Here is a 12251-nt window from a genome sequence, read left to right as displayed (position 1 = left end):
GCGGGGCCTTGGACAAGAGGGACACAACTATGATCCGCAAAATCGTTTGCGGCGCGGGCGCAATGGGCCTTTCGCTCCTCGCTTCGACCGCCGCCTTCGCACAGGACGCCGCAGCCGCGGCGCCCGTGCCCAATCCGGGCAACAACGCCTGGATGATGACGTCGACCATCCTCGTTCTGATGATGATCCTGCCGGGCCTCGCGCTGTTCTATGGCGGCCTGACGCGGTCGAAGAACATGCTTTCCACGATGACCCAGGTCGGCGCCGCAGCGGCGCTGGCCATGCTTATCTGGGTGATGTGGGGCTATTCGATGGCGTTCGGCCCGGTCACTTCGGACGGCTTCATCGGTAACTTCCTGTCCAGCGGAAGCTTCTTCCTTTCGTCCGTCACGCCGTCCACCACGGCCGCGACGTTCTCAAAGGAAGTGATCAGCGAATATGTGTTCGTCTGCTTCCAGATGACCTTCGCCGCGATCACCGCCGCGCTGGTTTTCGGCGCGACGGTTGAACGCATGAAGTTTTCGGCCGCGATGGCGTTCGTCGCGATCTGGCTGACGATCGTCTATTTCCCGATCGCCCACATGGTGTGGGCCGGTGGCGGCTATCTGTTCAAGCTGGGCGCGCTCGACTTTGCGGGCGGCACCGTTGTCCACATCAATGCCGGTGTCTCGGCGCTGGTGGCCTGCCTTATCCTGGGCAAGCGCCAGGGCTATCCGTCCGAGCCGATGCCGCCGCACAGCCTGACGCTGACGATGGTCGGCGCCGGTCTGCTGTGGGTGGGCTGGTTCGGCTTCAATGCCGGTTCGGAGCTTGAAGCCGACGGCACCGCGGGCCTTGCGATGATCAACACCTTTGTCGCCACTGCGTCGGCCGGGCTGTTCTGGATGCTGACCGAGCGCGTGATGGGCCACAAGGGATCGGCGCTGGGCTTCGCCTCGGGCCTGATCGCCGGCCTTGTCGCGGTGACCCCGGCGGCGGGCAACAGCGGACCGTTCGGCGCCATCGTGCTGGGCGCGGTCGCCTCGATCGTCTGTTTCTTCATGGTTTCGAAGGTCAAGCCCGCGCTGGGTTACGACGACTCGCTGGACGCTTTCGGCATCCACGGGATCGGCGGCATCATCGGCGCGATCGGCACCGGCATCGTCTATCAGCCGATGTTCGGCGGGCCGGGCGACGGCTCCACCGGAATGGGCGCCCAGGTGATGATCCAGATCACCGCCGTGGTGATCTCCATCGTCTGGGCCGCGATCGGCACGACCATCGCGATCTACGCTGCCAAGGCCCTGACCGGCCTGCGTGTCAGCCCCGAAGTCGAGCGCGAAGGCCTCGACCTGGGCGAGCACGGGGAGCGCGCCTACAACTGATCAACCAGCTTGGCGGGGAACCGGGGGCTCAATCCTCTCCCTCTCGAAACCCCGGAACCCCGCCAGACCATGTTCCTCCTGCGAACAGACTGAAGGCCGGAGCGCTAGCCCGCTCCGGCCCTTTTTCGTTTCGTTCCACGTGGTTGCGCCGGCGCGGTGGCGATTGCCGGGCAAGGCGCGCCATTTTGTGCTATGGTGCGCGGGTCAAAACGAAAAAGGAGAGGCAAACATGTCCGCAGAACTGCAGACCTATCGCGAAAAGCTCCAGTTCGAGAACGCCATGATCCGGCAGGCGCCGGACGAGGAAACGGCAAAGGTGCACAAGGAACGCGCTGCCGGATATGCCCGGCGGATCGACTTCCTGCTGCACAAGCGCGGATAGTCGGAACGCCTTTCAGCCAAGGCGCCTGTCAGGAAAAGCGCGGCGGCTCTGGACAAACTGAATTGTCAGGCTGGGCGGAATTGTCAGATCGTACGCGTTTACCGCTCCGTGCGTTCGCGCCAGCGCTGGCGGATCGCATCGGAGGTGTCGCGGCTGGCATCGTGGCTCCAGCCCGGTTCCCGCCACAGGTATGACAGCTTGTGCCGCCATGGGGCCGACCGCACGTCGCTCGCGATGCCGGCCCATTCGTGGAAGGCGACCCAAACCAGGTTGAAACTGCCCAGTTGCTTCACGATGCCGTATCGGATGCGGCCGACCTGCGGATCGCCCGCCGCTCGCTCTGGTTCGAAGGTGCGGAACAGCCGGTCCCACACGATGAACACGCCGGCATAGTTGCGATCGAGGTAGAGCGGATTGGTCGCATGGTGCACGCGGTGGTGCGAAGGGGTGTTCATCGCCGCTTCGAACCAGCGCGGGAAACGGTCCACCGCCTCGGTGTGGATCCAGAACTGGTAGATCAGGTTGATCCCGCCCACCGTCGCGATCATCGCCGGGTGGAACCCCAGCAGCGCGGGCCATATGCGGAAGATGAAGGACAGCGCGATAAAGCCCGTCCACGTCTGCCGCAGCGCGGTGGACAGGTTGTAGTGCTGGCTGGAATGGTGGTTGACGTGGCTCGCCCAGAACCAGCGCACCCGGTGCCCCGTGCGATGCGCCCAGTAGTAATTGAAATCGTCGAGCACGAAGCAGGCGATCCAGGCCCACCACGCCCAGCCGACGGTCATCACGCGGTGCTGGTAAAGCCACATCGCCGCCAGGAAGACGAGCCCCGCGCTCGCCGCGCCGGCAATCGTGCTGCCCAGCCCCATGGCGAGCGAGACCAGCGTATCCTTCGGTTCGTATTTCTCGGGCGCGCGGCGCCTTGCCCAGGCCATCTCTATCGCGATCAGCGCGATGAACAGCGGGATCGCGAAGGGAACGGGGTCGAAGCCGTGCGTCATTGCCCGGCTCCGGGCCGCGTCGCCCCGTCCAGGTGCCGAAGGCTTGCCGCCCACTCCTGCGCGGCGGGGCCAAGGTCAAGCGTGACGGTGCCGAAGCGCCGCTCGCCGGTGGCGATGGTAAGGGTGTTGCGGTCCAGCCGGACGCCCGAATGATCGGTCAGCAGGCGGCCCGCGAAATGGGCACCGTGGCGGCGCAGCACCATCACACGGCCCCGGCGGTCGCGCAGCATCGCGCCCACGCGCGCGCGGTCCAGCGCCAGGTCGACCGGCTCGAACCCGTCGATCGCCTCATTCGCCAGTTCGCGCGCGTGATCCTCGTCGCGGATGCGCGGGTCTCCGCCCAGCTTCATGCGCCGCGCCGCCCACGCGACGACAAGGATCGCGATCAGCGATGCGACGGCCTGGAGGGCCAATGTCATCCTGCCCCTCTCCCGCGTGCGGTCAGCCGGCCTGCGCGGCCAGCATGTCAAGCTGCGGGCGGATCACCGATACGTCATAACCGGCGGCCGCGGCGGCAGCCGAAATCTCGTCGGGAGAGCGGCCGCCCTGCGCTTCTGCCAGCGACCACAGCAGGGTGGAGCGCGTGCCGGTGCGGCAATAGGCGAGCACCGGCTTGCCCCCGGCATCGGCCATGGCCTTCTGCATCATCGCAACCTGCGGCGCGGAAAAGCCGGTGCGCCCGACGGGAATCGCGACATAGGCAAGCCCCGCTTCCTTCGCGGCGGCCTCTATCGCGTCGCCCGGCGTCTGGTCGGGGCTTTCCCCTTCGGGCCGGTTGTTGACGATCATGCCGAAGCCCTGTTCGGCGGCCTTCTTCACGTCATCGACGGTAATCTGCTCGCTGGCCGAGATTGTATCGTCAAGCTTCTTGAACATTCGCGACTCCTTCGGTTCGTTCGCGTCGCTTCTCCCGGCGTCGGCGACCGATGATATTTAGGATCTCGACGAAGACGGAAAAGGCCATCGCCGTATAAATATAACCCTTGGGGATGTGCATGCCGAACCCGTCGGCCAGCAGAACCACGCCGATCATCACCAGGAAGGCCAGCGCCAGCATCACCAGCGTCGGGTTGTGCTCGATGAATTTCGCCAGCGGATCGGCGGCGAACATCATCAGCGTGACGGTGATGACCACGGCCGCGATCATGATCGGCACGTGGTCGGTCATCCCCACGGCGGTGAGAATCGAATCGATGGAGAATACAAGGTCCAGCGCGATGATCTGCGCAATCGCGGCGCCGAATCCCAGGATGGCGTGCCCCTTGTGGTCCAGCAATTCGCCCGACGGTTCGGGATCGATGTTGTGGTGGATCTCCTTGGTGGCCTTCCACAACAGGAACAGACCGCCCGCGATCAGGATCAGGTCGCGCCCCGAAAAGGCCGTTTCGAATGTCGGTTCGCCATGCGCGCCGGGCGCGCCCGCGATGCCCAGATCGAACAGCGGCGTCTGCAACGTAACCAGCCAGCCGATCAGCGTAAGCAGGCCCAGTCGCATCAGCAAAGCCAGCGAAAGCCCTATACGCCGCGCCTTTTTCTGCTGCTGCGGCGGCAACTTGTTCGAAAGGATGGCGATGAACACCAGGTTGTCTATGCCCAGCACGATCTCGAGCAGAACAAGCGTGACAAGCGCCATCCAGGCGGCTGGATCGGAAAGCAGGGCAATGATGTCCATGGCGGCGTTCTTGCCCAATGGCGCAGGGTTGGGCAAGCCATCTCGCAGGTCTTGCCGAAACCGCCGGAGCGCGCCTGAACCGCGTATGAAGGATTCCGTTCGCACTTTATCGCGCGATCCGTTATAAGACCCCCGCAAAGACGCATCCGACCGTCACACGATGGGGGGAGCCGATTGTGTAGAGCCGCCGGTCTTCCCGCCCGGGCTTGCGGCTGCTTTTGCTTTCTCGGGCGGTGCGAAGGTCTATCGGTTAATATGGGTTTTGACAGAGGGCGGCGCGGTCGCGGACGCGACAAGCGAGATGGATTCGGCGAAGAAGGCTTTGATCCCTACGGCGGCGGCGGCGGTTTCGGTGGCGGCGGTTACGATCGCGGCTTCGGCGGCGGCGGCGGCGGTTTTGGCGACCGCGATCGCGGCGGTTTCGGCGGCGGTGACCGGGGCGGCGGTGGCCGTGGCGGCTTCGGCGGCGGCGGTGGTGGCCGCGGCGGCTTTGGCGGCGGCGGCGGCGGCGGCGGTGGCCGCGGAATGCCGGCACAGGTTGTCGGCACCGGCAAGGGCACCGTAAAGTTCTTCAACTCGCAGAAGGGCTTTGGCTTCATCCAGCGTGAAGACGGCGGCGAAGACGTTTTCGTCCACATCAGCGCGGTTGAGCGGGCCGGCCTTGAAGGCCTTGCCGAAGGGCAGCAGCTTGAATTCAACCTCGTCGATCGCGGCGGCAAGATTTCCGCTGCCGACCTGCAGGTTGTGGGCGATGTGATCCCGGTTGAAAGCCGGCCTGCGGCTCCGCAGCGCCAGCTTACGGGCGAAAAGGCCACCGGCACGGTCAAGTTCTTCAACACCATGAAGGGCTTCGGCTTCATCACCCGCGACGACGGGCAACCCGACGCATTCGTGCACATCAGCGCGGTCGAGCGTTCCGGCCTGAGCAGCCTCAACGAAGGCGACCGGCTGGAGTTCGACCTTGAGGTCGATCGACGAGGCAAGCACTCGGCGGTCAACCTGGTGCCGCGTCAGGACTGATCGCTGGTATCGCCGGCCTGGCCTGTTTGACCGGGCCGGCGCAACGTCATAAACGCGCGCAAATGGCGGCTCCCGCTTGGTGGGGTGCCGCCATTTGTCGTTTGCGTTTCAGGGCCGTCGCCTGATTGGCCCCATCCCGCTTTTCCGGATTGCAAGAGGAACCTGTCCGATGTCGATCACTCCGTTGATGCCCGTCTACCCCCGGTGCGGTGTGCGTCCGGTGCGCGGTGAACATTGCCACCTCATTTCCGAAGACGGGCGGCGATTTCTCGACTTCGCCAGCGGCATTGCGGTGAACCTGCTGGGCCATTCGAACGAACACCTGATCGGCGCGATCCAGAAGCAGGCGGCCACGCTTATGCACGTGTCGAACCTCTATGGCAGTCCGCAGGGAGAAAAGCTGGCCCAGCGGCTGGTGGACCTGACGTTTGCCGATACGGTGTTCTTCACCAATTCCGGCGCCGAAGCGGTGGAATGCGCGATCAAGACCGCGCGCGCCTATCACCAGCACGCCGGAGACGAGCACCGCTATGAACTGATTACCTTCAGGAACGCGTTCCACGGCCGCACGATGGCGACGATCAGCGCCTCGAACCAGGAAAAGATGCACAAGGGCTTCATGCCCATGCTGGCAGGCTTCAAGTATGTCGATTTCAACGACCTTGAAGGCGCTAAGTCGGCGATCGGCGAACATACCGCCGGTTTCCTTGTAGAGCCGATCCAGGGCGAAGGCGGCATCCGCGCGGCCACCGACGCGTTCCTGCAGGGCCTGCGCGCGCTGTGCGACGAACATGACCTGATGCTGGCGTTCGACGAAGTGCAGTGCGGCGTTGCGCGCACCGGTTCGCTCTATGCCTATGAACAATACGGGATTGAGCCCGATATCCTGGCAACGGCCAAGGGCATCGGCGGCGGGTTTCCGATGGGCGCGTGCCTTGCCACCGAAAAGGCCGCGCGCGGCATGGGCTTCGGCTCGCACGGATCGACCTATGGCGGTAACCCGCTGGCGATGGCGGCGGGCGAGGCGGTTCTCGACGTGGTCGCGAACGACGAATTCCTTGCCGGCGTGCGCGAAAAGGGTGAGCGGCTGCGCGGGCGGCTCGAACAGTTCATCGGAAACTATCCGGACCTGTTCGATCACGTAAAGGGGCGCGGGCTGATGATGGGCGTGAAGCTCAAGACAGAACCGCGGCCGTTCGTGGCGCACCTGCGCGACAATCACGGCTTGCTGACCGTCGCCGCGGGCGACCAGACGGTGCGCATCCTGCCGCCGCTGGTGATCGACGACAGCCATATCGACGAATTCATGGACAAGCTTTCGGCCGGCGCCGCAAGCTACCAGCCGGAGGACGCGACCACATGACGCGCCATTTCCTTGATCTGAGCGATGCCGGAGGCGATGCGATCGCCGCGATGCTGGGCGATGCGATCGACCGCAAGCGCGCCCGCGCCACACTGCCCAAGGGGCAGCCCGATGCGGATGCGCCGCTTGCTGGTCGCGTTCTGGCGATGGTGTTCGAAAAGAGTTCCACGCGCACGCGCGTGTCGTTCGATATCGGGATGCGCCAGCTTGGCGGCAGCGCAGTCGTGCTCGATGCGGGCACGACGCAGCTTGGCCGGGGCGAGACGATTGCCGATACCGCGCGCGTGCTCAGCCGCATGGCCGACGCGATCATGTTGCGGACGGACGATCACGCAAAGGTGGAGGAGCTGGCCCGCTATGCCGATGTGCCGGTGATCAACGGGCTGACCGACATGTCGCACCCGTGCCAGATCATGGCTGATCTGCAGACCGTGCTGGAACACGGCAAGGCATTGCCGGGGCTGGAGGTCGCGTGGCTGGGCGATGGTAACAACGTGCTCAATTCGATTGTAGAAGCCGCCGGGCTGATGAAGTTCAACGTCCGTATCGGCGTGCCCGAAGGGTATGACAGCGATGCGGGTTTCATCGATCGTGCCCGTGCGGCCGGTGCGGCGATCACCGTGACGCGCGACCCGCGCGAGGCGGCGGCGGGCGCCGATGTCGTCGTCACCGATACCTGGGTTTCGATGGGGCAATCCGGCGCGGAGCAGCGTATTGCAGCGATGACGCCATACCAGGTGAACGAAGAGCTGATGGGGCTTGCCAGGGCGGACGCCCTGTTCCTCCACTGCCTGCCCGCGCACCGCGGCGAGGAAGTGACCGATGCGGTGATCGACGGCCCCCGCTCCGTTGTCTGGGACGAAGCGGAAAACCGCATCCATGCGCAGAAATCGGTTTTGCGCTGGGCGTTCGGCCAATTGTAAGGTCGAATCTGCCAGAGTGACGCCGTGACGAAAGATCTTACTCCCGACGACGAAACCGGCTTCGACCGGACGCTGATCTTCACCGTACCCGATCGCGATGCGCGCGGGCGTGTGGTGCGGTTGGGCCCGGTGCTGGATCGTATCCTGTCTGCGCACGACTATCCGACCCCGGTGCGCAACCTCCTGGCCGAGGCGCTGGTGCTGACCGCGATGATCGGCACGCTGATGAAGGATGGCGGGAAGGACGGGGATGGCGGCCAGCTGACGATGCAGGCCCAGACCGAAGAGGGCGTGATCGAACTGCTTGTGTGCGATTATCGCGGCGGAGAGCTGCGCGGCTATGTCCGCCACGATCGCGCACGGCTTGACGAGCTTGGCCCCAACCCGTCGCTCTTCTCGCTGTTCGGCCAGGGCTATCTGGCGATCACGTTCGATCTGGCCGCAACAGGGCAACGATACCAGGGCATCGTGCCGCTGGAGGGCGCGTCGCTTGCCGAAGCGTGCGAATCCTATTTTCTCCAGTCCGAACAGGTGCCCACGCTGATCCGCGTCGCGGTGGAACCCGGCGACGAGGGATACGTAGCGGGCGGATTGCTGGTGCAGCACCTTCCCGAAGGCGAGGAAGGGCGCGAGCGCCTTCACGTGCAGCTTGACCATCCGCATTGGGAACACGTTTCCGCGCTGGCCGGGACGACGAGCGGCGCGGAGCTGGTGGATACGTCGCTCAGCCTCGAGGCGCTCGTCTGGCGCCTGTTCCACGAGGAATCGGAAGTGCGCACGCTGCTCGGCCCGCCGCTCGAGCGTGGCTGTCGCTGCACGGTCGAGCATTACCAGGATATCCTCTCGCGCTTTCCCGAAGAAGAGCGGGCATCGATGCGCAACGACGAAGGCCGGATCGTCGTCGATTGTGCATTCTGTTCGCGAGAGTTCGCCATTGATCTCTGATCCTGGCCGGCATGGGTGGAGCCAATTGGGTCCGAAGCGCACGCGAACCACTTTATCGCCGCATTTCCATGCCTATCTTTAAGGAGATGGCGGCTGGCACCCGTGCTGGCCGCGTAGAGGAATAATCACGCCGATCATGACGCCACTTCGTCGCCTTGCCCTTGCCGCTGCCCTGCCCGCACTCGCGGGTGCAGCCATTGCGGTAGGCGTTGCCGTTCCGTCCGGTGAGGCGCGGCCGCAGCAACCGACGTTGCAAATGCTCGACCAGTTGCAGCCCGGCCTGTGGGAACTGCGCGACCGGACCGAGAAGACATCGCGCAAGATCTGTATCGCGAGCGGTCGCGCGTTGATCCAGATCCGTCATCCGGGCGAGGCGTGCAAGCGACTGGTGGTTGAAGACAGCGCACAGGTTGTGACCGTGCAATACACCTGTCCCGGGTCGGGCTATGGCCGCACGTCGGTTCGCATGGAATCGCCCACGCTGGCGCAACTGGATACGCAGGGAATTGCGCAGGGACGGCCATTCGACTTTTCGGCCGAAGTGCGCCGCGTCGGTCCGTGCAACGGGTGATCGTTCGAAACTGACGCTACAGGCAGAGGTGCGATCACGCCCGGAGATACGATCAGGCCCGGAGATACGATCAGGCATTGCCAGCCTACGCGGGTGCGGCTAGCCAATGGCGATGCCTGGTGCACCGGTATCTTCCCATAATCCGCTGGCCGTCGTCCTGCTCTCGGGCGGGCTCGATTCGATGGTTTGCGCAGGCCTTGCGAAAGAGCAGGGCTTTCGCGTGCTTGCCCTGACCATCGACTACAATCAGCGCCATCGCATCGAACTCGATGCCGCGCGGCGCATCGCCGGCAGGCTTGGCGTGGAACGACACGTTATCCTGCCGCTCGACCTGCGCCAGTTCGGTGGCTCTGCGCTGACCGACGCGATCGACGTGCCTAAAGGCGGCGTCGGGGATGATATTCCCGTCACCTATGTTCCGGCGCGCAACCTTGTATTTCTTTCGCTCGCCCTCGCCTGGGCCGAAGCCGCAGGATCGAACGACCTGTTCATCGGCGTCAATGCACTCGATTATTCGGGCTATCCCGATTGCCGGCCCGAATTCGTGCAGGGATTCCAGGATCTGGCGCGGATCGCCACGAAAGTCGGCAGTGAAGGCGGGACGGTGACGGTCCATGCGCCGCTGCAGCATCTCAGCAAGGCAGATATCGCGCGCGAGGCTGCTCGCCTGGGGCTCGATCCCGGCGATAGCTGGTCTTGTTACGACCCGCTGCCCGACGGCAGGCCATGCGGTGAATGCGACAGTTGCCGATTACGGCGCGCCGGCTTTGCCGAGGCCGGACTGGAAGATCGCGGGGATTACGCCCGGACGCCATAAAAAAGAGAGGGATGGGGAGAAGGATGGAAGGCAACAGTCAGGCAAGCGGCGCGGATGACAAGGTTCCCGCCTACAGTTGGTATGCCCTGGGCGTGCTGGTGCTGATCTACGTTCTCAACTTCGTCGACCGGCAGATCCTTTCCATCCTTGCCAACGACATCAAGGCCGACTTGCACGTGGACGATGCCTACCTTGGCTTCCTTTACGGCACGGCATTCGCAATTTTCTATGCCCTTTTCGGCATACCGCTGGGCAAACTTGCGGACAGCTGGAAGCGCGTGCGCTTGATGAGCGCCGGGCTGGCGCTGTGGTCTGTGATGACCGCGTTTTCCGGACTTGCGCGTAACAGCCTGATGCTCACGAGTGCGCGGATCGGCGTCGGTGTAGGTGAAGCGACGGCCAGTCCGGCGGCCTATTCGCTGATTTCCGATTGGTTCCCGGCGCGCCTTCGCGGAACGGCGCTCGCCATCTATTCCTCCGGCCTCTATTTCGGCGGCGGCATTTCCCTGCTGATCGGCGGGTCCATCGTAGAAGCGTGGAACAGAGCCTATCCTCACGGCGGCCCTCTGGGGCTTGCAGGGTGGCAGGCCGCGTTCATCGCTGTCGGCTTGCCCGGGCTGGCCTTGGCACTGTGGGTATTGACCCTGCGCGAACCCGTTCGCGGCGCGATAGACGGGTTGCCCACACCAGAAGATCCCGCTCCGTTCTGCGGCTTTCGTGACGAACTGGTGCAGATCATTCCACCGTTCACATTCATAGGCGCAGCCGCGCGCGGAATAGGCGCGCTGGCCATCAACATTGCTGCGGCGGTGGGATTTGCGCTCGCGGCGATCCTGCTGACAAAGTGGGTTCCGGCCGGTGAGGGCAAGTTCGTTGCCGCCGTCTCCGACCAGTGGCTGTTCCTTGCCATCGGCTATTATGCGGTGTTCAGCTGGGCAAGTGCCTTGCGGTCTCGCGACAAGCCGACTTTCCGCCTGACCTGGGGATCGCCCGCCTTCATGACCACCATCATGGGGTATGGCCTTGTCGCCTTCATGGCCTATGCCAGCGCATTCTTTGCCGCACCTTACGGTGAAGTGACCTTTTCGATCCCCAAGACGGAAATCGGCTGGCTTCTGGGCGCCCCGGCTGCGGTGGCGGGGTTTGTCGGCGTCATCATCGGTGGTCGTGTTGCCGATTACTTGTTCGCACGGCATCCTTCGGGCCGGCTTTACGTCGTGATGTTCGGTCTGATTGCGCCGCTTCCCGTGATGTGGACGATTTATACCACCAACAGCGTGACGGTCTTCTTCATCTGCGCAAGCCTTGCCCAGTTTCTGGCGGCAAGCGCATTGGGCGCAGCAGCGGCGACGAGCCAGTCGCTGGTCCTGCCGCGTATGCGCGGCGTTGCCACGGCCACGTTTTTTCTGGCGACGACGCTGGTTGGCCTTGCGCTGGGACCGTTTACCGCAGGCTGGATTTCAACGGCCCATGGCGGCGACATTTCGCTGGGCGTGCGGTCGGTCTTCTGGGCGGCACCGGTCGGTTTCCTGTGCCTTGTCGCCGCGATCAGGCTTGTTCCCGAAGCGGCCCGCAACGCGCTGGTCCACGCGCAGGCCGCCGGGGAACCCGCCTAGGTAGCTCAGCCGCGCGACACCACACTGCAGGCAATGCGGCCGCCGCTGTTCCCGCTGGGGTCGGTGCGATAATCGTCGGGGCCAGCGTGGATCACCACGGCTGTTCCATCGGCATCGAACAGGTCGGCCTCGATTGCGTCGGCCGGTCCGGGCAATGGAACAGTGAGGCGGCCAGATCCGTCATGACCCACCTCAAGGTTCGGCAGGTCGCCCAGGTGGCGGCCCCGCGGATTGTTCATGCCGTGCCTGCTGCCACCGGGATTGAGGTGCCCGCCCGCCGATGTAAATCCTGGCGCAACACAGGAGCCGGTTGTGTGCAGGTGGATCCCATGGGGGCCGGGCGGAAGGCCATAAGCAGAAACCAGCATTTCCAGCCTGTCACCCGTTCGCATGAATCGCGCTTCGCCGACGCTGGTGCCATTTGCGGTCAGCAAGCCCGCAGCGGCAACCTGCTCTGTCCTTGGGCCGCCGATTGTCGCACAGGCGGCAAACAGGGGCGTGGCGGCAAGGGCGAGGATAAATCCGTTCGGTTTGCGCATCGATAGATCTCCGGTCTGGTTGGTCGCAGGCGGAGCAT

At 64.4% G+C, this 12251-nt stretch carries 14 protein-coding genes; 9 read left to right on the top strand and 5 right to left on the bottom strand.

All coding sequences use genetic code 11. The features are described 5' to 3' along the window. Window positions 1–29 precede the first annotated feature (29 nt). Both RXV95_RS00410 and RXV95_RS00405 read left to right on the top strand, forming a co-directional pair. On the top strand, window positions 30–1364 hold the full coding sequence (locus RXV95_RS00410; protein WP_338467054.1) for an ammonium transporter: 1335 nt from the start codon (window positions 30–32) through the stop codon (window positions 1362–1364). A gap of 229 nt (window positions 1365–1593) precedes the next feature. After that, entirely contained in the window at window positions 1594–1746 is a 153-nt protein-coding gene (locus RXV95_RS00405) for a hypothetical protein (protein WP_338467053.1), read from the top strand. A gap of 98 nt (window positions 1747–1844) precedes the next feature. Here RXV95_RS00405 and RXV95_RS00400 read toward each other — a convergent pair whose 3' ends face one another. Genes RXV95_RS00400 through RXV95_RS00385 form a run of 4 tightly spaced genes read right to left on the bottom strand, consistent with a single transcriptional unit; the run spans window position 1845 to window position 4419 of the window. Further along, window positions 1845–2747, bottom strand: a complete 903-nt coding sequence (locus tag RXV95_RS00400) for a sterol desaturase family protein (RefSeq protein WP_338467052.1) — start codon at window positions 2745–2747, stop codon at window positions 1845–1847. Continuing rightward, the gene (locus tag RXV95_RS00395; protein ID WP_338467051.1) at window positions 2744–3166 is read right to left on the bottom strand and encodes a hypothetical protein; all 423 of its coding nucleotides are present in this window, start codon (window positions 3164–3166) and stop codon (window positions 2744–2746) included. The genes RXV95_RS00400 and RXV95_RS00395 overlap by 4 nt, the downstream gene beginning before the upstream one ends. Window positions 3167–3188: 22 nt before the next feature. Next, entirely contained in the window at window positions 3189–3623 is a 435-nt protein-coding gene (locus tag RXV95_RS00390; protein ID WP_338467050.1) for a TIGR01244 family sulfur transferase, read from the bottom strand. Next, window positions 3607–4419 carry a TerC family protein gene (locus RXV95_RS00385; RefSeq protein ID WP_338467049.1) on the bottom strand — a complete coding sequence of 271 codons (813 nt, stop codon included), beginning with the start codon at window positions 4417–4419 and terminating at the stop codon, window positions 3607–3609. Before RXV95_RS00385 ends, RXV95_RS00390 begins: the two co-directional genes overlap by 17 nt. A gap of 255 nt (window positions 4420–4674) precedes the next feature. Here RXV95_RS00385 and RXV95_RS00380 point away from each other — a divergent pair, with 255 nt between their 5' ends. The 7 genes from RXV95_RS00380 to RXV95_RS00350 all read left to right on the top strand — a co-directional run bounded on the left by RXV95_RS00380 (window position 4675) and on the right by RXV95_RS00350 (window position 11674). Further along, complete coding sequence (locus tag RXV95_RS00380; RefSeq protein ID WP_338467048.1) at window positions 4675–5439, top strand: cold-shock protein; 765 nt, start codon at window positions 4675–4677, stop codon at window positions 5437–5439. Window positions 5440–5608: 169 nt separating this feature from the next. Beyond that, window positions 5609–6802 carry an aspartate aminotransferase family protein gene (locus RXV95_RS00375; RefSeq protein WP_338467047.1) on the top strand — a complete coding sequence of 398 codons (1194 nt, stop codon included), beginning with the start codon at window positions 5609–5611 and terminating at the stop codon, window positions 6800–6802. Further along, window positions 6799–7725 (top strand): ornithine carbamoyltransferase, encoded by a 927-nt coding sequence (gene argF, locus RXV95_RS00370; RefSeq protein WP_338467046.1) that lies wholly within the window; start codon window positions 6799–6801, stop codon window positions 7723–7725. The genes RXV95_RS00375 and argF overlap by 4 nt, the downstream gene beginning before the upstream one ends. 24 nt (window positions 7726–7749) lie before the next feature. Continuing rightward, window positions 7750–8670, top strand: coding sequence for an Hsp33 family molecular chaperone HslO (locus RXV95_RS00365; RefSeq protein ID WP_338467045.1), 921 nt, complete (start codon window positions 7750–7752; stop codon window positions 8668–8670). 136 nt (window positions 8671–8806) lie between these two features. Further along, window positions 8807–9241 (top strand): DUF3617 family protein, encoded by a 435-nt coding sequence (locus RXV95_RS00360; RefSeq protein WP_338467044.1) that lies wholly within the window; start codon window positions 8807–8809, stop codon window positions 9239–9241. A gap of 112 nt (window positions 9242–9353) precedes the next feature. Further along, on the top strand, window positions 9354–10058 hold the full coding sequence (queC, locus tag RXV95_RS00355) for a 7-cyano-7-deazaguanine synthase QueC (RefSeq protein ID WP_338468597.1): 705 nt from the start codon (window positions 9354–9356) through the stop codon (window positions 10056–10058). Window positions 10059–10081: 23 nt separating this feature from the next. Beyond that, window positions 10082–11674, top strand: coding sequence for an MFS transporter (locus RXV95_RS00350; RefSeq protein ID WP_338467043.1), 1593 nt, complete (start codon window positions 10082–10084; stop codon window positions 11672–11674). 5 nt (window positions 11675–11679) lie between these two features. On the opposite strand, the gene RXV95_RS00345 is transcribed toward RXV95_RS00350, so the two are convergent. Continuing rightward, window positions 11680–12213, bottom strand: coding sequence for a superoxide dismutase family protein (locus RXV95_RS00345; RefSeq protein WP_338467042.1), 534 nt, complete (start codon window positions 12211–12213; stop codon window positions 11680–11682). Window positions 12214–12251: the final 38 nt, after the last annotated feature.

Origin of the sequence: Novosphingobium sp. ZN18A2 (genome assembly GCF_036784765.1) — a bacterium.
GTDB lineage: Bacteria > Pseudomonadota > Alphaproteobacteria > Sphingomonadales > Sphingomonadaceae > Novosphingobium.
Note: the sequence above shows the minus strand (reverse complement) of the source record. Positions and strands in the feature narration are given on the sequence as shown.

What these genes read in the sequence shown, in the direction of transcription:
- RXV95_RS00405 (WP_338467053.1), top strand. Translation starts at nt 1,594, where the DNA reads ATGTCCGCAGAACTGCAGACCTATCGCGAAAAGCTCCAGTTCGAGAAC.
- RXV95_RS00380 (WP_338467048.1), top strand. Translation starts at nt 4,675, where the DNA reads ATGGGTTTTGACAGAGGGCGGCGCGGTCGCGGACGCGACAAGCGAGAT.
- RXV95_RS00385 (WP_338467049.1), bottom strand. Translation starts at nt 4,419, where the DNA reads ATGGACATCATTGCCCTGCTTTCCGATCCAGCCGCCTGGATGGCGCTT.
- RXV95_RS00350 (WP_338467043.1), top strand. Translation starts at nt 10,082, where the DNA reads ATGGAAGGCAACAGTCAGGCAAGCGGCGCGGATGACAAGGTTCCCGCC.
- RXV95_RS00345 (WP_338467042.1), bottom strand. Translation starts at nt 12,213, where the DNA reads ATGCGCAAACCGAACGGATTTATCCTCGCCCTTGCCGCCACGCCCCTG.
- RXV95_RS00410 (WP_338467054.1), top strand. Translation starts at nt 30, where the DNA reads ATGATCCGCAAAATCGTTTGCGGCGCGGGCGCAATGGGCCTTTCGCTC.
- RXV95_RS00360 (WP_338467044.1), top strand. Translation starts at nt 8,807, where the DNA reads ATGACGCCACTTCGTCGCCTTGCCCTTGCCGCTGCCCTGCCCGCACTC.
- RXV95_RS00400 (WP_338467052.1), bottom strand. Translation starts at nt 2,747, where the DNA reads ATGACGCACGGCTTCGACCCCGTTCCCTTCGCGATCCCGCTGTTCATC.
- queC (WP_338468597.1), top strand. Translation starts at nt 9,354, where the DNA reads ATGCCTGGTGCACCGGTATCTTCCCATAATCCGCTGGCCGTCGTCCTG.
- argF (WP_338467046.1), top strand. Translation starts at nt 6,799, where the DNA reads ATGACGCGCCATTTCCTTGATCTGAGCGATGCCGGAGGCGATGCGATC.
- RXV95_RS00395 (WP_338467051.1), bottom strand. Translation starts at nt 3,166, where the DNA reads ATGACATTGGCCCTCCAGGCCGTCGCATCGCTGATCGCGATCCTTGTC.
- RXV95_RS00375 (WP_338467047.1), top strand. Translation starts at nt 5,609, where the DNA reads ATGTCGATCACTCCGTTGATGCCCGTCTACCCCCGGTGCGGTGTGCGT.
- RXV95_RS00390 (WP_338467050.1), bottom strand. Translation starts at nt 3,623, where the DNA reads ATGTTCAAGAAGCTTGACGATACAATCTCGGCCAGCGAGCAGATTACC.